General features: G+C 64.7%; 17 protein-coding genes and 1 pseudogene. 14 read left to right on the forward strand and 4 right to left on the reverse strand.

From position 1 onward, the window contains the following. Window positions 1-44: 44 nt before the first annotated feature. Entirely contained in the window at window positions 45-539 is a 495-nt protein-coding gene (locus ACFVSJ_RS09060) for a DUF3515 domain-containing protein (RefSeq protein WP_387436068.1), read from the reverse strand. 53 nt (window positions 540-592) lie between these two features. Here ACFVSJ_RS09060 and thiL point away from each other — a divergent pair, with 53 nt between their 5' ends. The 4 genes and pseudogenes from thiL to rsmD all read left to right on the forward strand — a co-directional run. Continuing rightward, the gene (gene thiL / locus ACFVSJ_RS09065; RefSeq protein WP_387436070.1) at window positions 593-1,621 is read left to right on the forward strand and encodes a thiamine-phosphate kinase; all 1,029 of its coding nucleotides are present in this window, start codon (window positions 593-595) and stop codon (window positions 1,619-1,621) included. Between the two features lie 22 nt (window positions 1,622-1,643). Further along, window positions 1,644-2,645, forward strand: coding sequence for a DAK2 domain-containing protein (locus ACFVSJ_RS09070; RefSeq protein ID WP_387436174.1), 1,002 nt, complete (start codon window positions 1,644-1,646; stop codon window positions 2,643-2,645). After that, on the forward strand, window positions 2,635-4,887 hold the full coding sequence (locus ACFVSJ_RS09075; RefSeq protein WP_387436072.1) for an ATP-dependent DNA helicase RecG: 2,253 nt from the start codon (window positions 2,635-2,637) through the stop codon (window positions 4,885-4,887). Before ACFVSJ_RS09070 ends, ACFVSJ_RS09075 begins: the two co-directional genes overlap by 11 nt. A 24-nt stretch (window positions 4,888-4,911) precedes the next feature. Next, window positions 4,912-5,481 (forward strand): annotated as a pseudogene (gene rsmD, locus ACFVSJ_RS09080) (16S rRNA (guanine(966)-N(2))-methyltransferase RsmD); the annotation flags it as partial. Here rsmD and ACFVSJ_RS09085 read toward each other — a convergent pair. Both ACFVSJ_RS09085 and ACFVSJ_RS09090 read right to left on the reverse strand, forming a co-directional pair. Beyond that, a complete protein-coding gene (locus ACFVSJ_RS09085; protein WP_387436177.1) occupies window positions 5,478-6,269 on the reverse strand; it encodes a spermidine synthase in 792 nt (263 codons plus the stop codon). The pseudogene rsmD and the gene ACFVSJ_RS09085 sit on opposite strands and share 4 nt — an antisense overlap. Further along, entirely contained in the window at window positions 6,266-7,504 is a 1,239-nt protein-coding gene (locus ACFVSJ_RS09090; protein ID WP_387436074.1) for an aminotransferase class I/II-fold pyridoxal phosphate-dependent enzyme, read from the reverse strand. Before ACFVSJ_RS09090 ends, ACFVSJ_RS09085 begins: the two co-directional genes overlap by 4 nt. Window positions 7,505-7,539: 35 nt before the next feature. Between ACFVSJ_RS09090 and coaD the strand changes: the two genes are divergently transcribed. From coaD to ACFVSJ_RS09135, 9 genes are all read left to right on the forward strand, one after another. After that, entirely contained in the window at window positions 7,540-8,040 is a 501-nt protein-coding gene (coaD, locus tag ACFVSJ_RS09095) for a pantetheine-phosphate adenylyltransferase (RefSeq protein WP_387436076.1), read from the forward strand. Window positions 8,041-8,207: 167 nt separating this feature from the next. Beyond that, window positions 8,208-8,735, forward strand: coding sequence for a YceD family protein (locus ACFVSJ_RS09100; protein WP_387436078.1), 528 nt, complete (start codon window positions 8,208-8,210; stop codon window positions 8,733-8,735). A gap of 33 nt (window positions 8,736-8,768) precedes the next feature. Continuing rightward, the gene (gene rpmF, locus ACFVSJ_RS09105) at window positions 8,769-8,972 is read left to right on the forward strand and encodes a 50S ribosomal protein L32 (protein ID WP_347107729.1); all 204 of its coding nucleotides are present in this window, start codon (window positions 8,769-8,771) and stop codon (window positions 8,970-8,972) included. Window positions 8,973-8,995: 23 nt separating this feature from the next. Continuing rightward, the gene (gene rnc, locus ACFVSJ_RS09110; RefSeq protein WP_387436080.1) at window positions 8,996-9,736 is read left to right on the forward strand and encodes a ribonuclease III; all 741 of its coding nucleotides are present in this window, start codon (window positions 8,996-8,998) and stop codon (window positions 9,734-9,736) included. A gap of 3 nt (window positions 9,737-9,739) precedes the next feature. Further along, window positions 9,740-10,675, forward strand: coding sequence for a bifunctional DNA-formamidopyrimidine glycosylase/DNA-(apurinic or apyrimidinic site) lyase (mutM, locus tag ACFVSJ_RS09115; protein WP_387436082.1), 936 nt, complete (start codon window positions 9,740-9,742; stop codon window positions 10,673-10,675). 60 nt (window positions 10,676-10,735) lie between these two features. Beyond that, window positions 10,736-11,170: a resistance to Congo red protein gene (locus ACFVSJ_RS09120; RefSeq protein WP_387436084.1), complete on the forward strand. Its 435-nt coding sequence runs from the start codon at window positions 10,736-10,738 to the stop codon at window positions 11,168-11,170. Further along, a complete protein-coding gene (locus ACFVSJ_RS09125; protein WP_387436086.1) occupies window positions 11,167-11,853 on the forward strand; it encodes a hypothetical protein in 687 nt (228 codons plus the stop codon). Before ACFVSJ_RS09120 ends, ACFVSJ_RS09125 begins: the two co-directional genes overlap by 4 nt. Window positions 11,854-11,861: 8 nt before the next feature. Next, window positions 11,862-13,163 (forward strand): MFS transporter, encoded by a 1,302-nt coding sequence (locus ACFVSJ_RS09130; RefSeq protein WP_387436088.1) that lies wholly within the window; start codon window positions 11,862-11,864, stop codon window positions 13,161-13,163. After that, a complete protein-coding gene (locus ACFVSJ_RS09135) occupies window positions 13,160-14,188 on the forward strand; it encodes a TolB family protein (protein WP_387436091.1) in 1,029 nt (342 codons plus the stop codon). The genes ACFVSJ_RS09130 and ACFVSJ_RS09135 overlap by 4 nt, the downstream gene beginning before the upstream one ends. Window positions 14,189-14,330: 142 nt before the next feature. Here the strand turns inward: ACFVSJ_RS09135 and ACFVSJ_RS09140 are convergent, their stop codons facing one another. Next, a complete protein-coding gene (locus tag ACFVSJ_RS09140; protein ID WP_387436093.1) occupies window positions 14,331-19,223 on the reverse strand; it encodes a DUF4082 domain-containing protein in 4,893 nt (1,630 codons plus the stop codon). A 350-nt stretch (window positions 19,224-19,573) separates the two neighbouring features. On the opposite strand from ACFVSJ_RS09140, the gene smc reads away from it, so the two are divergent. Then, window positions 19,574-23,155, forward strand: a complete 3,582-nt coding sequence (gene smc / locus ACFVSJ_RS09145; protein ID WP_387436095.1) for a chromosome segregation protein SMC — start codon at window positions 19,574-19,576, stop codon at window positions 23,153-23,155. The last annotated feature ends 2 nt before the right edge of the window (window positions 23,156-23,157 follow it).

Below are 23,157 nucleotides of genomic sequence, written 5' to 3' on the forward strand. Positions count from 1 at the left end.
GCGTTATGACCGCTGAAAACGCGCTTAACTGCGACTCAGTCGGGTCACTTGGTGGACGGCAGGTTCTGCAGGTCTTCCTGACCTACGCACTGGCGCGTGGCCTTGATCTTGCCTGCGGCGTTGGCGAGGTCGGCCAGCACGGTTGCCGAGCTGATTTTGTCCGGATCCATGAGGATCTCGGTGGCCGGCTCCCGGCCGTACGTGGTCAGCGTGTAGTACGGATCCCCCTCTTTGATGACCCAGTCGATATCGTTGACACTCACGCAGCGGTCCGTCGTGGGTCCCGGCACGTTGACGCCGCACCTCAGGATGACTTGCGAAGGGTCGCCCCATGCCGCCGTTGCCTGGCTGTTGGTCTTGCGCAACTGGGCATCACCAATCTTGTCCGGAAGTGCCACCATCATGGGTGCGCACGCGGGATTCGCGGCGTCAGTGGCGGGCGTGACATCGACGGCGGGTGAGCAGGCAGACAAGGCAAGAACGGCAGTTCCGGACATGGCGATGGCCATGGCCGTCCGGCGTAGGGTCTTTCGGTGCATCAGTCCAGCCTATCCCGCATTATTCTGTCGGTTGCCCGCGATAGCGTAGGAGCGTGCCCGCAGAACAGTTGCCAGCAGAACCATTGACAGTCGCCCATCTGAGCGAATCCGAGCTCCTCGCCCGGATTTTTCCGCGTTTGAACAAAAGCGCCAGCATCCTCCTCGGCCCCGGCGACGACGCCGCCATGGTGGCCGCTCCGGATGGCCGTACCCTGATCTCCATCGACACCCAGACCCAGGACCAGGATTTCCGCCTCGAGTGGAACAGCGGCTACCGGACCACGGGCTTCGACGTCGGCTGGAAGGCGGCGGCGCAGAACCTGAGCGACATCAACGCCATGGGTGGCCAAGCCACGTCGCTGGTGGTCAGCCTCACCATGCCGCCTGCCACCCCGGTGGCCTGGGTTGAGGATTTTGCCGACGGGCTCACCGCCGCGATCCTGGCCCTCGGAGCTCCGGATTGCTCCGTCTCCGGCGGTGATCTTGGCCGCGGCCGGGAGATCGCGGTGACTGTCGCCGTCGTGGGTTCGCTGGGCGGGCTGGCACCCGTCCTGCGCTCGGGGGCCCAAGCCGGGGACGTCGTGGCCGTGGCCGGTACCTTGGGACGGGCAGCCGCCGGGCTCGCGCTGCTTGAGAGCCACGTTCCCGTCGCGGAATGGACCCCGGAGCAGCGGTCCCTTGCAGACAGCCAGTGCCGGCCGGTTCCGCCCTTGGCCGCGGGACCGCTGGCTGCCCGTTCCGGTGCCACGGCCATGATGGACATTTCGGACGGCCTGATGCGCGACGCCGGTCGGCTCGCCGCTGCGAGCAAAGCGGTCCTCGACTTCGATCCCGTGGCCTTGAAGGGTTACGCAGCTCCCTTGGAGCCTGTTGCCGCCTTGTTGGGCCAGGATCCCATGCCGTGGGTGGTAGGCGGCGGCGAGGACCACGGATTGCTGGCCACGTTCCCAGCTGATATTCAGTTACCTGGCGGCTTCACTGCGATAGGCTCAGTCCAGGCGGTTGCCGGGTCACAAGGCGACGGCGTCCGCATTGCCGGACAAGCTGCTGACACCGTGGGATGGGATCACTTTGCAGACTAAGATCGCAGCGAATGCGCACGCCATGAAGCGTTGGCTCAGCAAAGCGGAAGTGGTACTTGGCAACCACAGCGACCGCCTGAATGCGATCAATATTTTCCCTGTAGCCGACGGCGATACCGGAACCAACCTGTACCTCACGGTCCGGGCAGCGGTGGCCGCGCTGGGCGGAAACGCGACGGAGAGCGCGGAGACCGGCAACGACGTTGGAGCCGCGCTGGCCCGTGCCGGGCAGGCTGCGATGGAACAGGCCCGCGGCAACTCGGGAACGCTCTTTGCCGTCTTCCTGTGTGCAGCGGCTGAGCCTCTGGCAGGCAAGTCCAGGTTGAGCGCCCCGCTTCTTGCCACGGCACTGAACCGCGCCCAGATCCGTGCTTGGTCGGCGTTGAGCGAGCCGGTTTCCGGCACCATGCTTTCCGTGCTGGAGGCCGCCGCCCATGCTGCCCAGGCCGCCGATGCCACGCAGAACGGCGACGACAGCAACCACGCGCTGGGCCTGGCCCTGGACGCCACGGTGGAAGCCGCCTTCCAGGCTGTGGTGCGCACCGAAGATGAGCTTGCGCCGCTTCATGAGGCCCGCGTGGTGGATGCCGGTGGCGTTGGAATGCTCCTGGTGCTCGACTGCCTGCGCTCGGCCGTGCTCGGGGAAGAGTTGCAGGACGAACTCCTGGACGGATTGCACGGGTATAAGCTGCAGGACCCGCACATCCACGAACACATGCCGGCCGACGACGGCGTGGAAGTCATGTGCACCATTGAACTCTCGCCACTCAACGCGGCCGTCCTGCGCCAACGCCTGGACGAAATGGGCGACTCCGTGATCATGAGCCAGGTGGGTGGGGCCTCCCGAAACGACGACGATGACGACGATTCCCCGGTGGAGGCCAGCTACCGGTGGCGGGTCCATGTGCATGTTCCCGATCCTGAGCCTGCCGTCGCCCTGATCCGTTCGTTGGGAGAGCCCACGGACATTGCCGTCAGCCAACTGGCACTGCCCCGCGACGCAATGGGCGGGCATGACGACTGAAGTGGAACTGCCGCTCGAGCGCAGGATCGGAAAGCGTTCTGCAGCGGTCATTGAAAAACACCTGGGACTGCGGACCACCGGTGCCTTGCTGAACTACTTTCCGCGAAGGTACCTCAACCGTGGGGAACTGACTCCCATCAGCAACCTCCCGCTGGATGAGGAAGTCACCCTGATTGCCCGGGTTGTCTCAAACAGCACCCGGCAGATGCGTGCCCGCCGTGGTTCCATCACCGACGTCGTGGTGACGGACCAAGCCGGCAGCCACGCTTCCGGTACCCTGAAAGTCAGTTTCTTCAACGGTTTCCGGGCCAAAGCCGAGCTTCTGCAGGGCCGCCGGGCCATGTTCTCGGGAAAGGTCACCCGGTATGCCGGCTCCTTGGGCCTGACCAATCCGGATTTCCTCCTGCTGGACGAGGACCCCGACGCCGAGGACTCCATTGATCCCGAGAAACTGGCAGCCATGCCCATCCCGGTCTACCCGGCCACAGCCAAGCTCACCAGTTGGTCCATCCATAAGGTCATCAAAGCATTGCTGGAGACCCTTGACCTCGATGCTTTGGCCGATCCGCTCCCCGAATCCGTGGTGGACAGGGATGGCCTGCTGAGTGTCGCAGACGCCTACCGGTTGATCCACTCTCCGGAGACCGCCAAGGACTGGCAGCGGGCGCAGGGCCGTTTCCGGTACCAGGAAGCGCTGGTCCTGCAAACGGCCCTGGCACGGCGCCGGGCACAATTGGCCGCCGAGCAGGCCACAGCGCGCCGTCCGGTTGCCGGGGGGCTGCTCACGGAGTTCGACCGGAACCTGCCCTTCACCCTGACCGCCGGGCAGTCGGCAGTTGGCAAGACGCTCTCCGAAGAGCTCGCCCGCGACACACCCATGAACCGGCTCCTGCAAGGCGAAGTGGGCTCCGGGAAAACCATCGTGGCCCTCAGGGCTATGCTGCAGGTAGTGGACGCTGGAGGCCAGGCAGCGCTGTTGGCTCCCACGGAGGTGCTGGCCGCCCAGCACTTTGATTCCATCCGACGGACCCTGGGGACACTGGCGCGCGATCCACTGTTCGGCGGCGCCGGGATGCTGGGAGGGGAGTCCGGGCAGCACGGGGTACAAGTCACGCTCCTTACAGGTTCCATGCCCACCGCGGCACGGAAACAGGCGATGCTCGACGCCGCCTCCGGCAACGCAGGGATCGTCATCGGAACACATGCCCTCCTGAGTGACAAGACGAGCTTCCAGGACCTCGGCTTGATCGTCGTGGATGAACAGCACCGTTTCGGCGTGGAACAGCGTGATGCCCTGCGGGCCAAAGCGCTGCGGCCACCCCACTTGTTGGTCATGACGGCCACGCCCATTCCCCGTACTGTGGCCATGACTGTGTTCGGTGATCTTGAGACGTCCATCCTGGACGAATTGCCCGCAGGCCGCGCTCCAATTTCCACGCATGTTGTGGGCCTGGCGGAAAATCCCGGATGGGTGGACCGGATTTGGAAGCGCTCCCGGGAAGAAGTCGAAGCCGGCCACCAGGTCTACGTGGTCTGCCCGAAGATCGGTTCGGACGACGACGGTGACTTCAGTCCCGGCGAAAAGGAACCCACGGACGCTGAACTGTCCAGCGAGGGCCCGGCGCGCGAACTCGCCTCGGTGACAGCCGTCGTCGAGAGCCTCCTGGAGGAGCCGTCGCTGGCGGGAGTGCCGCTGGCGCCGCTGCATGGGCGGCAGGATCCGCAGTTGAAATCGGAGACCATGGCGTCCTTCGCCGCCAATGAGACCAAAGTGCTGGTCTCCACCACCGTGATCGAGGTGGGCGTCGATGTCCACAACGCCACACTGATGGTGATCCTCGACGCCGATCGCTTCGGCATCTCGCAGCTTCACCAGCTGCGCGGACGCGTTGGCCGTGGTGGGTTGCCCGGAACGTGCCTCCTGGTCACCACCTTGGAACCCGGGCACCCGAGCCGGCGCCGCCTGGATGCCGTGGCCGCCACCACCGATGGCTTCGAGTTGTCCCAGGAAGACCTGAAGCTGCGCCGCGAGGGGGACATCCTGGGCGCTTCGCAGTCAGGTGGCCGCTCCACGCTCAAACTGTTGCGCGTCCTGGAACACGAGGACCTCATTGCGCGTGCCCGTGCAGACGCGCAGGCGTTGGTTTCCGGGGACCCGTCCCTGTACCGCCAACCGGCGCTGGCCGCAGCCATCGACGAGTACTTGAACCCCGAAAAGGAGGCGTTCCTTGAACGCGGTTAGCATCCAGCTGGACACCGGAGTCGCGGCATGAGCCGGATCATTGCAGGCGTCGCCGGAGGAAATCCGCTCTCCAGCGTGCCGGGTACGGCAACCAGGCCCACAACGGACCGGGTCAAGGAAGCCCTCTTCTCGCGGCTGGAGTCGTTGGCCGTTATTGACGATGCCCGGGTTTTGGACCTTTACGCCGGCTCGGGATCACTGGGAATCGAAGGCGCCAGCCGCGGTGCGCGCAGCGTCGAGTTGGTGGAATTCGATGGCAGGGCCAGCGATGTCTGCCAGCGCAATGCGGACATGGTCAACCAGGTCCTTGGCGCCAAGACAGTGTCCGTCCACCGCTCCAAGGTGGAGTCCTTCCTGGAACGCGCCGGCGATGACGTGTTCTGGGACCTGGTGTTCCTGGACCCGCCGTATCCGTTGGAAGAACCGGCCTTGAACGCTGTGCTCGCCAAGCTTGCACCCCACTTGGACCAAGGAGCCGTGGTTGTGGTGGAGCGGTCATCCAGGAGCGCGGAACCAACATGGCCCGACGCCCTTGAATGCTTCGCCGACAAGAAATACGGCGAGACCACGCTGTGGTTTGCCGAGCCGGCTTAGCCTGAGATCCTGTCCAGCTCCACTCCGGTGAGCACCGATGCCGGGTGGGGTCCGCGGGCCAGGAGTTCGTGGGTCCAGTCCGCGGGCCAGCTTGTTTGCGTGCCCACCAGGATGATGTTTCCCGGGTAGCGTCCATCGAACATGCCCCTTTCGGCGAAGGCCGCAACGTCACCCATGGCCTCCCGCATGGCTTTCACTTGGCTGCGCACCAGCGTGAGCGCCGGTTCGTCGCCGACGTTCACGATCAGCACGCCGTCCGGGTGAAGGCGCTGTGCGGCCTCTTCATAGAATTCCGTGCGGGCGATATGGGCCGGAGCTTCGGGCCCGGAGAAGATATCCAGGATGACGACGTCGAACCGCAGTTCCGCGGGCAAGTCGCCCAAAGCTTCCCGCGCGTCGGCGATATGCGTCGCGAGCCGGGTCCCTTCAGGCATCGGCAGTTGGTGGAGGACGAAGTCCAGCAACTCGCGTTCCAGTTCCACGGCATGCTGCCCGGAGCCCGGACGGGTGGCCTGGATGTAGCGGGCAAGCGTCAAGGCGCCCGCGCCAAGGTGAAGGGCGGAGATGGGCGCTCCAGGCCGGGCCACGAGATCCACCACGTGGCCGATCCTTCGGAGGTACTCGTAGAAGATGTCCGACGGGTTGGCCAGGTTTACGTGGGATTGCTCGGCGCCACCGATACTCAGGATGTAGCTGCCCGGCACAAGGGTGTCCGCCTCGATGGTGGCGTGGACGCCGCCGGCACGCAGGAAGCGCGAGGCTTCGTGGCCGCGATCCGGGCGGTTCAGAGCCGGTCCCGCAGCGTCGCGAGTCGTGAAGCCGCATCCTGGAGGACTTCGGTTTTCTTGCAAAATGCGAAACGGAGGAGGCTCCGCGTACGGTGCGCGCCTTCCGGATGGCAGAAAACGGGAACCGGAATGGCCGCGACGCCCACCAGATCCGGGAGTCGTCGTGCCAGATCCACGGAGTCGCTGATTCCCAAGGGTGCAGTGTCCACGTTGATGAAGTACGTTCCGTTCGGGATATGGACCCCAAAGCCGGCGGCCCGGAGTCCCTCGGCAAGTATGTCCCGTTTACGTTGCAACGTCTGCGCGATCTCCGCGTAGAAACTGTCTGACAGGGCCAGCCCCACTGCCACCGCGCTCTGGAACGGTGTTCCGGAGCTGTAGCTCAGGAATTGCTTGACCGTACGGGTGGCAGCCACCAGGTCCGCGGGACCGGTGAGCCAGCCGATCTTCCATCCCGTGAAGGAAAACGTCTTTCCGGCAGAGGAAATGGTGATGGTCCGTTCCGCGGCGCCCGGCAGCGAAGCAACCGGAATGTGTGCGACGCCGAACGTGAGGTGTTCGTAGACTTCGTCGCTCACGATGATGGCGTCGTATTTCGCGGCAAGCTCCACCACCTTTGCCAGGACAACGCGGGGGAAGACCGATCCCATGGGATTGTGGGGGTTGTTAAGGAGCACTACCTTGGTGCGGTCGCTGAACGCTTTTTCCAAGGCGTCCAGGTCCGGGAGGAAGTCCGGCGCCAGCAGGGGAGCCGTGACGTGGGTGGCTCCGCTCAAGCCGATGATAGCGCCGTAAGAGTCGTAGAAGGGCTCAAAGGTCAGGACCTCGTCGCCGGGCTGGACGAACGCCAGCAGCGAGGCCGCGATGGCCTCGGTGGCGCCGGTGGTGATGACCACCTCAGTGTCCGGGTCCGGAGCGAGGCCGTAGAAGCGCTGCTGGTGTTCCGCCACGGCTTGGCGCAGTTGCGGAATTCCCTTGCCGGGAGCATATTGGTTGGCCCCCGCTGCGATGGCGTCCTGGGCTGCGGCCTTCATCTCGGCCGGCCCATCCTCGTCCGGGAAGCCTTGGCCCAGATTGATGGCGCCTGTCTTCATGGCCAAGGTGGTCATTTCCTCGAAGATTGTCACACCCAGATTCCCCTCGGCAGAGAGCAGGTTGGCGCCCGTCGCGGCCCTCTGCCATGGAGTGCTGGTATGGACTGGTGCGCTGCTTCCTGCCGGTGACATGTCAGCCATGGTATCCCGGTGAAGCTTTGGGGTAGGTTCGACTCATGAGACGCGCGGTATGCCCAGGATCCTTTGACCCGATACACAACGGCCATCTCGAAGTGATCGCCCGCGCCGCCGGGTTGTTCGACGAAGTCATCGTGGCTGTTTCCACCAACTATGCCAAGAAGTACAGGTTCAGCCTCGAGGACCGGATGGAGATGGCCCGCGAGACACTCGCCTCGTTGCGGGGAATCATCGTGGAGCCTATGGGTGAAGGACTCTTGGCGGAGTATTGCCGCCGCCGCGGCGTCTCGGCCATCGTGAAGGGCCTGCGTTCGTCATCGGACTTCGACTACGAATTGCCCATGGCCACCATGAACCGGCAACTTTCCGGCGTCGAAACCGTTTTCCTCCCGGCCGAAGCCCACTATGTGCACCTGTCGTCCACGCTGATCAAGGAAATCAACGCCCTCGGTGGCGACATCTCCGATTTCGTTCCCAAGTCCGTGCTGAGGCGGCTCCTTGCGGGCGAGCCTTCAGCAGAACAGCCGCGCAACGGGTAGTCTGTAATCCGTGCCTTCGCAGCCCCTGCCGGAGGATTCCCCACCGAAGTCCCGCGCCCTTTGGCGTGCGCGCCGCCGGTTTGAGTCCTCAAGCGTGATCAGGCTAAGATGGTACGTCGGTCATATGTTCTACAGGAGTTCTCATTAAGCGAGATGCAAGTTCGCCCTTGGCGCTGGTAGTCAAGGATCTTGGACGCAGTCCCGGGACCATGCGAACGCTCAAGGAGCATGTACCTGCACCGAGTGATCTCGGTGTGGCACTCATTGGCGTGGAGAAAGGCTCGGATGTCGAGCTGGATCTTCGGCTTGAGGCCGTACACGAAGGAATTTTGGTATCTGGAACCGCGATCGTTGGAGTAACCGGCGAATGTGGTCGATGCCTGGATCCCCTTGCGTATGACCTTGAGGTCAATGTGCAAGAGCTTTTCTTCTATGAAGGCGTAGAGCTTTCTGATGAAGAAGACGATGAAGAGCAACGTCGAGTCGAGCACGATCTGATCGATCTTGAGCCGGTGTTGCGGGACGCAGTAGTCACCATGCTGCCGTTCCAGCCGGTGTGCCGGGAAGACTGCCAGGGCCTTTGCTCCGAATGCGGAGTGCGCCTGGAAGACGAGCCGGGGCACCACCACGAGGTCGTTGACCCTCGCTGGGCTGCCCTAGCTGATCTGGCTAAGACTGACCGGCAAACTGATTAGTAACTGTTCGACTATGAGAGAAATGAGATAGCCGTGGCTGTTCCCAAGCGGAAAATGTCTCGCGCAAACACACGCGCCCGTCGTGCCCAGTGGAAGGCAACTGCCCCCGCCCTGGTCAAGACCATCGAAAACGGTCAGGTAACCTACAGCCTGCCGCACCAGGCAAAGGTCGTCACCGACTCCGCCGGCACCGCGCTGTTCCTTGAATACAAGGGCCGCAAGGTCGCAGACGCCTGATCTGCCGCACAGGCTGACAAAGGATGTCTTCAACTGAAGAGCTTCTGAAGCGTCTCGGTGTCTTCATTGACACCGAGACGCTTCGTCTTGCTCTGACACATCGCTCCTACGCGTACGAGAACGGTGGAATCCCCACCAACGAGCGCCTCGAGTTCCTCGGCGACTCCATCCTGGGATTCTCCGTCACGGATTCTTTGTACCGCGAGCACCCCGAGCTCCCCGAAGGCGAACTGGCCAAGAGGCGCTCCGCCGTCGTCAGTACGCGCGCGCTGGCCGGTATTGGCCGGACCTTGGGCGTGGGGGAGTTCATCTACCTCGGACAGGGCGAAAAACTGACCGACGGCAAGAACAAGGCGTCCATCCTCGCGGACACCATGGAAGCCCTCATCGGCGCCACCTATCTTTCCAACGACATGGAGACGGCACGGCAGTTGGTCATGCGTCTCGTGGGCCCGCTGCTCAAGGACGCAGGGGCGCTCGGCGCTGGTACCGACTGGAAGACCAGCATCCAGGAGCTGACGGCAAGCCGGCAGCTTGGCGCCATCCACTACGCCGTGGAAGGCTCCGGGCCGGACCACGCCCGTACCTTCGAGGCCGTCCTCATCATTGGCGGCAACCCTTACGGTCGCGGCTCGGGCCACTCCAAGAAGGAAGCCGAGCAGGAAGCCGCAGCTGACGCCTGGCGCGCCCTGAACACGCCCGATCAGGATGCCCCCAACCTGGAAGCCGGTAGCCGGGCCCCCGCAGGTCCGGCAACTGCCTGACCCATGCCGGAACTTCCCGAGGTAGAGGTTGTGCGCCGCGGCCTGGCCCGTTGGGTGCGGGGCCGCACCATCACCGGAGTGGACGTCGTGGATTCCCGTTCCATCCGCCGGCACGCGCTCGGCACGGAAGACTTTATCGGCAACCTCGAACATGCCACCGTCCTGGATGTGGTGCGCCGCGGCAAGTTCCTGTGGATGCCGCTGGCCATGGACCGGGCAGACCACACGCTTCCGAAAGTTGCGCTCATGGCGCACCTGGGCATGAGCGGACAACTGTTGATGCAGGATCCCCATGTACCGGATGAAAAGCACCTCAAGGTCCGGATCCGACTCAGTGCGTCGGATGGAATGCCTGAGCAATTGCGCTTTGTTGACCAGCGCATCTTTGGGGGCTTGTTCGTTACGAGCCTCGTCCCCACATCCGACGGCGGGCCCGGTGGACTCGGGGAAACGCCGCTGCCGGAGATCGCCGAGGAAGCCTCGCACATCGCCCGCGACCCACTGGATCCGCACTTCGACTTCGACGCTTTCTACCGCAAGGTGAAAGCGAAGAAGACGGGCATCAAGCGGGCCTTGCTGGACCAGGCCCTGATTTCCGGTATTGGCAACATCTATGCCGATGAAGCCCTCTGGCGGGCGCGCATGCATTATGCCCGGCCCACTGACAAGTTGCGGCGAGGTGACGCGGAGCGACTGGTTGAAGCTGCCCGGGATGTCATGAAGGCTGCGCTCGACGCCGGCGGAACCAGTTTCGATTCGCTGTACGTCAACGTCAACGGCGACTCCGGCTACTTTGCCCGGTCCCTCAACGCGTATGGCCGCGAAGGCGAAATGTGCCGCCGGTGCGAGGCCGGCATCATCAAGCGGGAGCAGTTCATGAACCGCTCGTCCTACACGTGCCCGGTGTGCCAGCCGAGGCCTCGAAACGGGCGCTGGTAAAGGCAGGTTCACAGGGGAAAAACTGTTCCGGATTCGGGGTGTGAATGGTTTACTGTCCCCATGAAAAGCTTGGCGGTCAAAATCGCCATCGCACTGGTTTTCAACGCCATCACCTTGTGGGTGGCGTCAGTTTTACCCGGGGTCCGTTTGGGGGCCGGGTTTCTTTGGGCCGTCATTGTGTTCACGGCGGCCACGATCCTGGTGAAGCCCTTGATCCTGGGACTCTTCCGTCGTCGCGGGCAGGCACCCCATCGCGGGACGGGTTGGCTGATGACCAAGGGCGCCACCGTCCTCGCGGGTTTGGCGGCGACATTGGCCGTGCTGCTGCTGACCGGCATCTTCTCCCACGGGTTTGTCATCAACAGCTTCTTCGGCTGGGTCTCCGCAACGGTGGTGATCTGGCTGGCATCCTTCATTTACGACTTCGTTGACGACGGCCTCGAATCCAGGGCACACCAGTTGCTGGGTGGCGCGGCAAGTGGGAGCAAGCCATGAACGCCCGGCGGTTGGTGATTGCCGGCATCGGGCTGGCCCTTGTGATCGCGGTCATCGCCCTGGTCCTGGACCAGTTGGCGGTGCGGCCGTCAGCCAACACGGCACAGGGACCGACCCCAAGCGCGGGCGCTTCGGCTTCTGCCAAGCCCAGCGGCTCCAGCGCCGGCGAGCAAACCTCCGGAAGTCCGACGTCGGGCGCTTCCCAAGGTGCCAGCGGCGCCGACGGCGGCACCTCGCCAAGCGCCAAGCCGCTTGAGGTCCTTCCCCCGGTGACCGCCACTCCCACCGGCCTGCCTGAGCCATCGTCGCCGGCGCCGCTCCTCAAGGGCAGCCTTCCGGCGGCCGGGGCGGCGAGCGGAAAGGTGGTGGACGGGTGGCCGAACGAGATCCTGTCCCTTCCTGCCGGCACCACCATCGGTTCCACCAGCATCTCCACCTCGGGTGACGTCCTGCAATTGTCGGCGGACGGGATCGTGGGCAAACCGCAGCAAGCTGTCCTGGACGCCTTCCGGGCCGAGTTGGTTCCGCATGGCTTTTGGTCCGAAGACGCACCTGCGTCCGACGGCGCTGTGGCAACGAGGTTTGTTCGGGGAGCAGACACGGTCACGGTATCCGTCTCGGTGACCGGTACCGGCAATTCGCGGTTCCAGCTTTTGGGCAGCCTCCACTCGGCGGGGGACTAGGAGGCACCATGTACATTTCTCTCTCCGATCGCGGCCGCGACAAGAAGGTACAGCCGGAAGGAACCCAAACGGCACTATCCCACGAGGTGCCGTTTCGTTTGTCGCCCATCATTATCTGGCTCGGCATCGTCAGCATGGTCACCGACGTCTCATCAGAGTCGGTCACGGCGATCCTGCCACTGTACATAACGGGCTTCCTTGGACTGTCAACCATTGCCTTCGGGTTCATCGACGGGATTAACCAGGGCGCCAGTGCGATCGTCCGCATCGCGGCGGGGTGGGCAGCGGACCGCAGCGGCCACCCGAAGAGAATCGCCTTGGCAGGCTACGGACTGTCCATGCTGGCCCGGATTGGCTTTCTGTTTGCCGGCGGGTTCTGGGCCATCGCAGCAATCGTCACGGGCGACCGCATCGGCAAAGGCATCCGCACTGCCCCAAGGGATGCGCTCATCACGGTTTCGGCACAGCCCGAACACCTGGCCCGGTCCTTCGGGATCCACCGGATGCTGGACAACATCGGGGCAGCCGCCGGACCCCTGATCGCGTTCCTGGTGCTCCTGCTCATTCCCAACGGCTTCAGTACAGTCTTCGTGGTGTCGCTGGCCTTTGCCGTGATTGGCGTGACAGTCTTGGGCCTCGTGGTTCCGGACCTCCGGGCAGGAGGGTCCAAGGACACGCCGCCCAGGGACGCACCCGCCAAGGGGCAACGCAGGCTCCTCGCTTTCTCGTGGAGCCACCTGAAGGAACCTGGCCTCGGGCGCCTGCTGATCGCTGCCGGACTGCTGGGCCTCGTGACCATCGGTGACGGGTTCATCTACCTTGTGCTCCAGGACCGGGACTCCTTTGCGGTCCAGTGGTTCCCGCTCCTTTTCGTCGGCACCAACGTGGCGTTCCTCGCGCTGGCGGTTCCCTTGGGCCGCCTGGCGGACCGGCTGGGCAAGGTCCCCGTTTTCATTGCCGGGCACGTCGCCCTGCTGATGTGCTACCTCCTGGCGGCGGCACCCTTCGGCGGTCTCTGGGCCACCCTCGGCTGCCTGCTCCTCCTCGGTGGCTTCTACGCCGCCACGGACGGCGTCCTGGCCGCCTTGGCCGCCCAGCTGACGCCAAAGGACAAACTCGCCACCGGCATCGCTTCCGCGCAAACCGTCGTGGCACTGACCAGGATGGCTGCCTCCGCCGGGTTCGGCGTGCTGTGGTATGCCGTGGGGGCGTCGACGGCAGTGCTGCTGGCCGGGGTCCTCCTCGCCTGTGCCGTGGTGGCCGTCATCTTCATCCTTCCCGGAGCCCGCCCCCGCGTGGGGCGCGCATGAGCGGGACGCTGGCGGGTGGAAGGCTCCGATGGGGCATCCTCCTGGCGGTAACTGCCCTGGTCCTCGCCGCGGCCGGGATCTACGCAGTGGGGGCCTACCAGCGATTCGAACAGAGCCGCACGGCTGCGCCGTCCGTGGGGGTAACGGCGGGCCAACCGCTTCCGCAGGTGCCGTTCGTGCTTTTCCGGAACACGGCGGCGGGACAGGGGTACGGGAACGCGGCAACGGTTTCCGCAGCCGAACCGGGTGGCACGCGCGCCGTCAGCGAGCGGGCCTGTGACCGTGTTTACGGCACCGCCTCGGAGGTTGTCTGCCTTCGGGCCAACCGCGGCCTCGTGACCGCCTTTGAAGCCGATGTGCTGAACAAGGATTGGCAGCAGCAGCATTCCTGGCCACTGACGGGCATCCCCAGCCGCACGCGGATAAGCCCGGATGGCTCACTTATTGCCACCACGGTCTTCGTCACCGGGCACTCGTATGCGACCGCGGGATTTTCCACGGCTACCGAAATCACCCGGGATTCCGCCAGCCTGGGCAACCTGGAGGACTTCGCCCTGATGGTCAACGGCGAACGGCTGCTGACCACGGACAGGAACATCTGGGGCGTGACCTTCGTCCCTGGCGACAGTGATGCTTTCTACGCCACGGCAGCCTCATCCGGACGCATCTGGCTGGTGAAGGGGAGCCTGTCCGCCAGGACCCTCACCGCGGTCCACGACAAGGTGGAATGCCCGTCCATCTCACCGGACGGTACCCGCATCGCCTATAAGAAGAACGACGGCGGCGCCCTCACTGCCCATTGGCGGGTGGCCATACTGGACATCGCTTCCGGCCAGGAAACGGTCTTGTCCGAGAAACGCAGCGTGGATGACCAGATCGAATGGCTGGACAACTCCACGGTCCTCTATGGCCTGGCCGACGAAACCACCGATGGGGACAGCAACATCTGGAAGCTGGGCACCGATCCTGCTGCGCAACCAAGCCTGTTCATTGCCCATGGGTGGTCGCCCAGCGTAGTCAGGTAAACAGCGCAGCCGCGTACCAGTCGGAAGCCTTCACTCCAAGGGAGGGATGCGCGGCTCCGCGGTGCACAGAATAATGCCGGCACCCGGTCCTGGAGTTCAGGAAGGACCGGGCGCCGGCAGCTTTCAGGCAGTCAGCGGGCTGTCAGCAGAGCCCCAACAAGCCACAGAGGAGGCCACCCGACTGCGTTGACGTGGGCGACGGGCTCGGTGACGGCGTTGCCGACGCTGTTGCCGTTGAAGTCGCGGTGGGCGTTGGCGTTGGAGTGGGCGACGGCGTGGCCGACTGCGTTTGTGCCTGAGCCTGCGCCTGGCCGCCCGTGGAGTACACGACGTCCACGAAATAGTTGGTGGCGTTCCAGGAGTTCGCAGGCATCACGCCACCGGTGCCGTACCGGTACAGGCCATTGTTGGGGCCGGAAGCCGTGAATGGCCCGCTGGTCCAGGTGGTGTTGAAGAATCCCTGTGTGTAGGAATACCTTCCGTTGGGGGCCCGGTAGGACACCACGTAGGTCTGTCCTGTGGCCAGGGCCACCGGAGTGGAGAGGGTGGCCGTTTGCCAGCCGGTCGCCGTTTCGTTGGTGAACGTCACCTGCGCCAGGCGCGTACCTGCCGAGTTCCACAGCGAGCCAACGTGGGTACCAGTGTTGCCTGTGCCCTTATAGAAGCGGATTCCCGTCACGTTTCCGGTTTGCGAAACTGTGAAGGCCGTTCCAAGTTCCACGGACTTGGTGTCCGTCGAGGCGGCTACCTGGGGTGCCAGCGACCCGAAGATCGTGCTCTGCTGCGCGGCTGCGCTCGCCGTCGTAAACTGCCAGCTGCTTGGGGGCAAGGTTTGCCCCTGTGGGCTGGAGATGTTGGAGACGTTGGCCGTAATGACGGTGCTGGCCGGGAGGACGGCGGCCGGAGTGAACGTGACCGTCCTGGAGTCGGCGGACAGCGCCGCGGTTCCGGCCACGTTGGACCCGTTCGCCGTCAGGGTGAAGGTCACACCGGGGTTGACCGCCGTCGAGAACGTGATGGATGGCTTGACGTCAGTCGGAATCGCCGTGGCCCCTGGGGCCGGGACCTGGGAGGAGACGCTCAGGGGCTGCGCCGGCTGGTTGAAGACCACATCCACCAGGTAGCTTGCGGTGGAGGCTGTGTTCGGGAAGTCGCCGGTGTACGAGTAGGCGCCGGAGTCCGTCACGACCCGGAGCGGGCCGCTTGCGAAGCCATCACCGAATCCGCCGGAGGAGTACGAGTACTTCCCTGTAGGCGTCTTGTACGCGGCGATGTATTCGGTGTCGGCCTGGATGCTCACCGGTTGGCTGAACGTGGCCGTCTGCCAACCGGTGCTGGACTCGTTGGTGAACGTCACCGTGGCGAGCTGTTGTCCCGCCAGGGTATACAACGAGCCGGTGTGGGTCCCGGTGTTTCCACTGGACTTGAAGAAGCGGATGCCCGTGATTTGGCCGGCGGTATCGCTGCTGAACCTGACGCCCAAGGCGAGCGGCACGCCGTCGTTCACTTCCGCAGTGGTTGGCGTTTCAGTGTCCTGGTACAGCGTGCAGGGGCACACTCCCGGAGTCCGCGGAGGTGGCACCGTGGTGAACGTCCAGGTGTTGCCTGAAATCGGGGTTCCCGAAGTGGCCGTAGCCGTGACGGTTGCCGTATACGCCGTTCCGGCCGCCAGTGGGTTGGTCGGCGTGAACGTGACCTTGCGGGTTGCTGTGTCGTAGGCCGAAGTACCCGCGACTATCGTGCCGCTGGAGGTCTTCAGGCCCAAGGCCACGCCGGACGCCGCTTCGGAGAGGACTGCGCTCACTGTCGTGTTGAGTGGAACGCTGGAGGCGTTCGGGAGCGGCGTCTGGCTGCCCACCGTGAAGGCAGGGGCCGAAACCATCACCACGACGTCCACCAGGTAGCTCGCAGTGGAGCGGGAATTCGGGAAGTCCTGGCTGTACGAGTACGCTCCGGCGTCGGAGACGGTCCGCAACGGGCCTACGCTCATGCCGGCGCCGAAGCCGTTGCTCGTTGCCGAGTACGTTCCCGTGGGCGACTTGTAGGCGGCGATGTACTCCGTGTTGGCCGCCATTTGGACGGGTTGGCTGAACATTGCCGTCTGCCAGCCCGCGCTGCTTTCATTGGCGAACGTAACGGTGGCCAGTTGGGTACCGGTCGCCGAGTAGAGCGTACCTGTGTGCGTTCCGGTGTTGCCGGCCGACTTGTAGAACCGGATGCCGGTTACCTGACCCGCCGAGACACTGGAGAACCGTACGCCCAGGGCCAGCGGGACGCCGTCCTGGATCTGGGCAATGCCGGGCGTCACGCTGTCGTTGTAGAGGCTGCACGGGCACGAACCGGGTGGCGGAATCGTGGCCGCAGTGGTGAAGGTCCAGGTACCTCCGGAGGTCACTTGCCCCCCGGTGGTATCAGTGGCGGCGAGCGTCACGGTGTACTGCGTGCTGAACGCCAATTGCGACGTCGGGGTGAACGTGGCCTTGCGTGCCACGGAGTCATAGGCTGTGGTGCCGGCCACTGCGCCCGCGGACGAGCGCACCGTCAACTGCACGGTGGACGCCGTGACGGGCTTGGAGAAGACCCCGCTCACGGTGGTGGATACGGAGACGCTCGATGAGGACGGGATCGGTGTTTGTCCCGAGACCGTCAGCGGCGAGGTGTCTGTGGTGCTGAACACCGCATCGACAAAGTAGTTGCCGCCATTGAAGCTTGCCGTTGGGTAGCCCTGGCTGGTGCTGTACACGCCGGCAGGTTCTGCGCCAAAGCCACCGGCTACCTTCATGGGTGCGTCATTGAAGCCGGTGTAGGCCCATTGGAAGTCCTTGGTGGCGTAGTGCCCCCTTGGAGCCCAGTACGAGGCTGTGTACTTCTGTCCGGTCGCGACGGGCACCGGCGTGCTGAAGAGTACAGTCTGCCAGCCGGATGTGGTCTCGTTGGTGAACGTTGCAGTGGCCAGCCGGTCACCGGCAGCGTTCCACAATGACCCTGTGTGCGTGCCGGTGTTGGCGGTGCTCTTGTAGAAGCGGACGCCGGTCACGAAACCGTCCACGGACGGAGTGAACCGCATGCCCATTTCGTAAGCGCCGCCGTCGCCGGAGTCAACCGTCGCCGGAACCGTTTGGCCAAAGACGGTGTAGGGGCCGTTCAAAGTGAGGTTACGGGTGGCAACCGCCCCGATGTTGGCGCTGTCGTCCACCGCCCTGACCTGCACGGTGGCTGTTGCCAGGCCCTTTTGGATGTAGGTATAGGTCCAGCTCGCCTTGCCGCTGGCCGGGTGCCAGGATGCCCCGCCGTCGGTGGAAACCTCGACGCCGGCAACCACGCCGCCAACGTCCGTCGCCGTTCCGCTGACGGTCACGCTGGCTCCTTGCGCGATGGTCGCGTTGTTGGCCGGGGCGTTGATGGTCACCGTGGGCCCCGTCTTGTCTGCGCTCGCCGTCGCCGCCACGAGCCCGGCTGCAAGCGACGCCGGTTGCGCGCCCATGTCGGCCAGGAGGTTGACCTGCGCCTGCCGCATCCGGCTGTCGGCGGGAGCGCCGTTGCCGTCGTGTTCCTGGTCCAGGCCCCACGTCCATTGGACACTGCCGGCACCGAAGACCAACGCCCCGCTTGCGGCCTTGTACAAGGTCACGTTGTGCGTAGTCGTGCCGGCCTTGACCGTGTTCCCAAAGTCCTGCAGGTATTCGGTAACAGCTCCCGTGGTGGTGGACAGCCGGATCAGGCCCGCGGGCCTGAACCCGTTGTCCAGGTCCTCGTCCGATTCATAGCCCACGGTGTGCGCGGCCAGCGCCGTCTTTGTTCCGGCCGCCATCGATGTCAGGGACGTGTTCCGCCACAGTCTCGTCTTGCCCTCCTCAGCCGAAACCGTCACAGGCAGGTCCGAAAAGTTGGACATGTACAACGTGCCGGTCAGCCCGTTTTCGGGCAGGCCGCCACCGTTGGCCTGGGAGGCAAACCGCGGATCGCGCCACGTACCGGTCCACTGCGGACTCGGATCGATCTTGTCGTTGGACCACGTTTCCTTATAGCTCGTCAGCGTCCGACCGGCAGTGCCGTCCACGCTTGAGGGCTCGAACCGGGTGCGCCAATACATCTCGTTGCCCGAAAGGAACTGCAGGTTCACGCCGGCATCCCGGGCAGCGGTGATGTTTGCCCGCTGGTTGCCGGACACGTACTCGTCATGGCCCACAGAGAGGAATACCTTGTGGTTCAGGAGCTCCGCGCCCCTGGTATCGGTATCGAGTCCGCTGATATAGCTGACGTTGTAGCCGTTCTGCTCCAGGAATCGGACCATGGGGTATTCGTTGGCGAAGTAGAAGTCGCGGCCATCAGGGCCTTCCCTGGTGGCAAAAGGCCGGTTGTAGCTGATCTTGTACGCCCGCCCGTTGACGGCGCCCTGGTAGAAGTCCGCCCCACCGTAAGTGTTGTACGCCTGCCACGTTGTGTCGGACGTTTGGAAGATCACGTCCGAGCGGTTGCCGTCGTTGCGCACAATGAAGATGATGTGGCTTTGGCCACCGGTATCCGGCCGGGTCAGCAAGGCGATGTAGACGCCGGAGACCGCGGTGGAAGGCACTTGCCACGTGGCTGAAACCGCCCAGGTTCCGCAATCGTAGAGTTCGGTGGTCACGTCGCTGCGGCACGCCGGTTGGTTCTGGCGGAACGCCGACGGCGTGACGTCCGCGACCTTGCGGGCGCCGTTGCCTCCGTACCAGCCGGTGCGGTAGATGGCGATGGTGTAGTTGGACGCGGAAGTGTCCACCTTGAACTGGATGGGCTGGCCCGCGTTGACGCTGATGGCCGTGGCAAAGCCCTGGATGGTGTCATCGCCCGCACCCGTGATGTCCCATTCCGACGGCGGGCTGCCGGGTTTGGAATTCTCGCAGGCCACCGGATTCACCACTGGGTTGCAAGGATCTGCCGCCACCGCCGCGGGGACGGTGAACGGCAGCAATGACGCGAACATGGCGAGCAACAAGGGCACAAGAATGCCCTTGAAGAACCTCTGTGGTCGGGAAGCTGAAGGACCGGGCATCTGAACTCCTGGGGGTACGCCTATTGCAAAGACGGGTACGCACACAAAGCGCGTTCCCTGCTTGCCGCTCCCCAGCCAGGGTCAAACCATGATCTTCAGTTGGAAAAACTTCCTGGGCCATACCGGTGCGCACGTTCCGAACCACAGACCGGAACCCGGTTGGACCGATTGGACCCTCAGACCAAACCGGATCACCGGAACGCGAACGCCAAGTAACCCTTGGCAGGAGTGTAAGGATGTGGCGGGCCGGCCGCAAGGCTTTCCGGCCCCGGATCCGCGGATTTCAAGCAAACGGCAGTAGATTTAGGGGATACCGTCACCCGGGGCGATTCCAGGAGAACCGAAACACCTTGCATCTGAAAAGTCTGACTGTCCGCGGATTCAAGTCGTTTGCGTCGGCCACGACGTTCGACTTTGAGCCAGGCGTCACTGCAGTGGTGGGTCCCAACGGCTCCGGGAAGTCCAACGTGGTGGATGCCCTGGCCTGGGTCATGGGGGAGCAGGGAGCCAAGACGCTTCGGGGCGGCAAGATGGAGGACGTCATCTTTGCCGGGACGTCCGGCAGGCCGCCGTTGGGGCGCGCCCACGTCTCGTTGACCATTGACAACGCGGACAACGCGCTGCCCATCGAGTACAGCGAAGTGACCATTTCCCGGACCCTTTTCCGGACCGGCGGGTCCGAGTACGCCATCAATGGGGCACCTTGCCGCCTGTTGGACATTCAGGAACTGCTCTCAGATTCCGGCCTGGGCCGTGAAATGCACGTCATTGTGGGGCAAGGACAGTTGGACCGCGTCCTGCATGCCACCCCCGAGGACCGCCGTGGATTCATCGAGGAAGCCGCGGGGATCCTCAAGCACCGCCGCCGCAAGGAAAAAACCGTCCGCAAGCTGGAAGCCATGCAGGCCAACCTTGCCAGGCTCGGTGACCTGACGGCCGAGATCCGGAGACAGCTCACGCCCCTGGGCAAGCAGGCAGAAATCGCCCGCCGTGCACAGACAGTCCAGTTCGATGTCCGCGACGCCCGCGCCCGCCTGCTTGCTGACGATCTGGTGCAGTTGACGTCGAACCTGGAACAGGACGTCGCAGATGAGGCCGCCCTCAAGGAACGCCGGCTCATTGTCGAGACCGAGCTTGAGCACGGCCGGCGCAGCCAAGCCGCACTGGAACAACAGGCTGCCCAGGCGACGCCACGGCTCAACGCTGCCCGGGACCATTGGTACCAACTGTCCGCCGGCCGGGAACGGCTCCGCTCCCTGGGATCCATCGCCGCGGAGCGCCGCCGGCTCCTCGGTTCGTCGGAGGCTGCCACCGACACCGGCCGGGATCCGGAGCAACTGGAACGCCAAGCGGCACGGGTGCGCGAAGAACAAGCCGCGCTGGAGCACGACATCCTGGCCAAGCAGGCAGCCCTGTTGGAGGCCACGGTTTCCAAGGACGCCGCCGAGGCGCTCGCAGCTGCCGAGGACAAACGCCTCACCGCCATGCTCAGGGCCGCCGCCGACCGTCGGGAAGGACTCGCCAGGCTTGCCGGGCAAGTGGCGGCAGCGCGCTCGCGGGCCGAGGCCGCAGAGGCGGAACGGGGCCGGATCAGGGAGTCGCTGGGTGCCGGCGAGGAGCGCCGCCGCCTGGCCCAGAGTGAGTTCACCGCCCTTGAAAACCAGGTTGCCGGTGTCGAGGACGGCGAGGAAAGCCTTGATGCCGACTACGAGGACGCCAGTGACACCCTTGAGGCGGTTGTCACCGAAATCGAGGAACTGAAGTCAGCTGAGCGCCAGGCACTTCGCGAACGGGATGCCCTGACGGCTCGCCGCGATGCCCTCCAGTTGGGGCTTAACCGCAAGGACGGCTCGGAAAGGCTGCTCGCGGGGGACGTTCCCGGAATCGTTGGTCCGCTGGCCGGGATGCTGGCCATCGAGCCAGGCTGCGAGGCCGCCATCTCTTCAGCACTCGGCCACGCAGCGGACGCCGTGGTGGCCCGGGACGTATCCAGCGCCTTGGCCGCCTTGCGGCTTTTGAAGGACGACGACGCCGGCAAGGCCGTCCTGCTCTTGGCCGACGCCTCCAACGCTCCTGGCAGCATCGCGGAGGGCAGGCTGCCGCCCGGCGCCCGCTGGGCCGTCGACGTCGTCAAGTTCACTGAACCCGATGCCCAGGGTGCCGTGCGGCTGCTGGCCGGTACCGCCGTCGTCGATGACCTGGCAGCCGCGGAGGCCCTCATCGCAGGGTATCCGGAGCTCAAGGCTGTCACCTTGGGCGGCGACGTCCTCACCGGCGCAACCGCCCATGGCGGTTCGGCTGCGGCGCCCTCCCTGCTGGAGATCCAGGCAGCGGTGGACGACGCCGATAGCCGGCTGCGGGGAGTCGTCTCGGCTTTGGAACGGGGACGGTTCGCCCTGGCCGGCGCCGAATCCAGGCGCGCCGAAGCCCAGGACCGGGCGGATGCCGCGTTGGAACGGCTACACGAGTCGGACGCCCGGTTGGCCGCCGTGGCTGAACGGCTTGGGCACCTGAATTCGGTACTGCGCAGTGCTGTGGGTGAGAGCGACAGGCTCGCGGCGTCGCTGGCAAGGGCCGAAGCAAACATTGCCGAGGCGCAGCTCGACCTGGAAGTTGCGGCGGAGCGGCTCGCCGCGGCGCAGGAAGCGCCCGACGAGGAACCGTCCACCGACCAGCGCGACGAACTTGCGGCACAGGCCCGTCATGCCCGGGCCCTTGAAATGGAAGCCCGCCTGGCCCTGCGCACGGCCGAGGAGCAGGTGGGGGCGGTCAGCAACAGGGCTGCGTCGTTGGAACGTGCGGCCGCGACGGAACGGCGTGCCCGCGAAGAGGCCGCCCGCCGGGCCCAACGCCGCCGCGCCCAGGCCCAGCGTGCCTCCGCCGTTGCATCGGCCGTTGAGCACACGTTGCGCTTCATCGACATTTCCGTGGACCTCGCCGGACAGGAACGGGACATCGCAGAGCAGGTCCGCGAGCACTTGGAGTCCGAACTCATCAAGATCAGGTCCGGAAACGAGGCCCTCGCCAAGGAACTGGCCGAGCTGACCGATTCCGTCCACAAGGACGAGCTTGCCCGGGCGCAGCAGCGCCTCCGGATCGAGGCCTTGGAGGCGCGGGCCATTGAAGAACTCGGCCTGTCCGCCGAGCAACTCGTTGCCGACTACGGGCCTGGCCAGCCAGTCCCGGTTCCCGCCGCGGCAAGCACCGACAAATGGGCCGAACTCCGTGCTCAGGTGGACGAAAACGGGGAAGCCATTATCGAAGGGGCCCCGTTTGTCCGGGCCGAGCAGGAGAAAAGGCTCAAGAAGGCCGAGCGGGAGCTTGCGGCCTTGGGCAAGGTCAACCCGTTGGCACTGGAAGAGTTCGCGGCGCTGGAGGAGCGCCACCAATTCCTGAGTTCCCAACTTGAGGACCTCAAGTCCAGCCGCAAGGACCTCCTGGACATCATCAAGGAAGTGGATGCCAGGGTCCAGCAGGTGTTTGCCGCAGCCTTCGCGGATACCTCGGCACAGTTCGACCACGTCTTTGCCCGACTGTTTCCCGGCGGTGAAGGACGCCTGGTGCTGACGGACCCGGAAGACATGCTGACCACGGGCATCGAGGTCGAAGCACGGCCGGCGGGCAAGAAGATCAAGAGGCTGTCCCTGCTCTCCGGCGGCGAACGCTCCCTGACGGCCGTCGCCCTGCTGGTGGCGATCTTCAAGGCACGCCCTTCGCCGTTCTATGTCATGGACGAGGTTGAAGCCGCACTGGACGATACCAACCTCGGCAGGCTCATCACCATCTTCGAGGAACTGCGCGAGTCCAGCCAGCTGATTGTCATCACGCACCAGAAACGCACCATGGAAGTCGCCGATGCCCTCTATGGCGTGACGATGCGCGGAGACGGGGTGTCAACGGTCATCAGCCAGCGGCTCGGTGACGGGGCATAGCT

This window comes from Paenarthrobacter sp. NPDC058040, assembly GCF_042885775.1.
Taxonomy (GTDB): Bacteria; Actinomycetota; Actinomycetes; order Actinomycetales; family Micrococcaceae; genus Arthrobacter.

Bases quoted from the DNA above. Each gene is read 5' to 3' on its own strand.
- ACFVSJ_RS09090 (WP_387436074.1), bottom strand. From the start codon at position 7,504: ATGGCTGACATGTCACCGGCAGGAAGCAGCGCACCAGTCCATACCAGC.
- ACFVSJ_RS09070 (WP_387436174.1), top strand. From the start codon at position 1,644: ATGAAGCGTTGGCTCAGCAAAGCGGAAGTGGTACTTGGCAACCACAGC.
- ACFVSJ_RS09060 (WP_387436068.1), bottom strand. From the start codon at position 539: ATGCACCGAAAGACCCTACGCCGGACGGCCATGGCCATCGCCATGTCC.
- ACFVSJ_RS09075 (WP_387436072.1), top strand. From the start codon at position 2,635: ATGACGACTGAAGTGGAACTGCCGCTCGAGCGCAGGATCGGAAAGCGT.
- ACFVSJ_RS09130 (WP_387436088.1), top strand. From the start codon at position 11,862: ATGTACATTTCTCTCTCCGATCGCGGCCGCGACAAGAAGGTACAGCCG.
- ACFVSJ_RS09135 (WP_387436091.1), top strand. From the start codon at position 13,160: ATGAGCGGGACGCTGGCGGGTGGAAGGCTCCGATGGGGCATCCTCCTG.
- ACFVSJ_RS09120 (WP_387436084.1), top strand. From the start codon at position 10,736: ATGAAAAGCTTGGCGGTCAAAATCGCCATCGCACTGGTTTTCAACGCC.
- mutM (WP_387436082.1), top strand. From the start codon at position 9,740: ATGCCGGAACTTCCCGAGGTAGAGGTTGTGCGCCGCGGCCTGGCCCGT.
- rnc (WP_387436080.1), top strand. From the start codon at position 8,996: ATGTCTTCAACTGAAGAGCTTCTGAAGCGTCTCGGTGTCTTCATTGAC.
- ACFVSJ_RS09125 (WP_387436086.1), top strand. From the start codon at position 11,167: ATGAACGCCCGGCGGTTGGTGATTGCCGGCATCGGGCTGGCCCTTGTG.
- coaD (WP_387436076.1), top strand. From the start codon at position 7,540: ATGAGACGCGCGGTATGCCCAGGATCCTTTGACCCGATACACAACGGC.
- ACFVSJ_RS09140 (WP_387436093.1), bottom strand. From the start codon at position 19,223: ATGCCCGGTCCTTCAGCTTCCCGACCACAGAGGTTCTTCAAGGGCATT.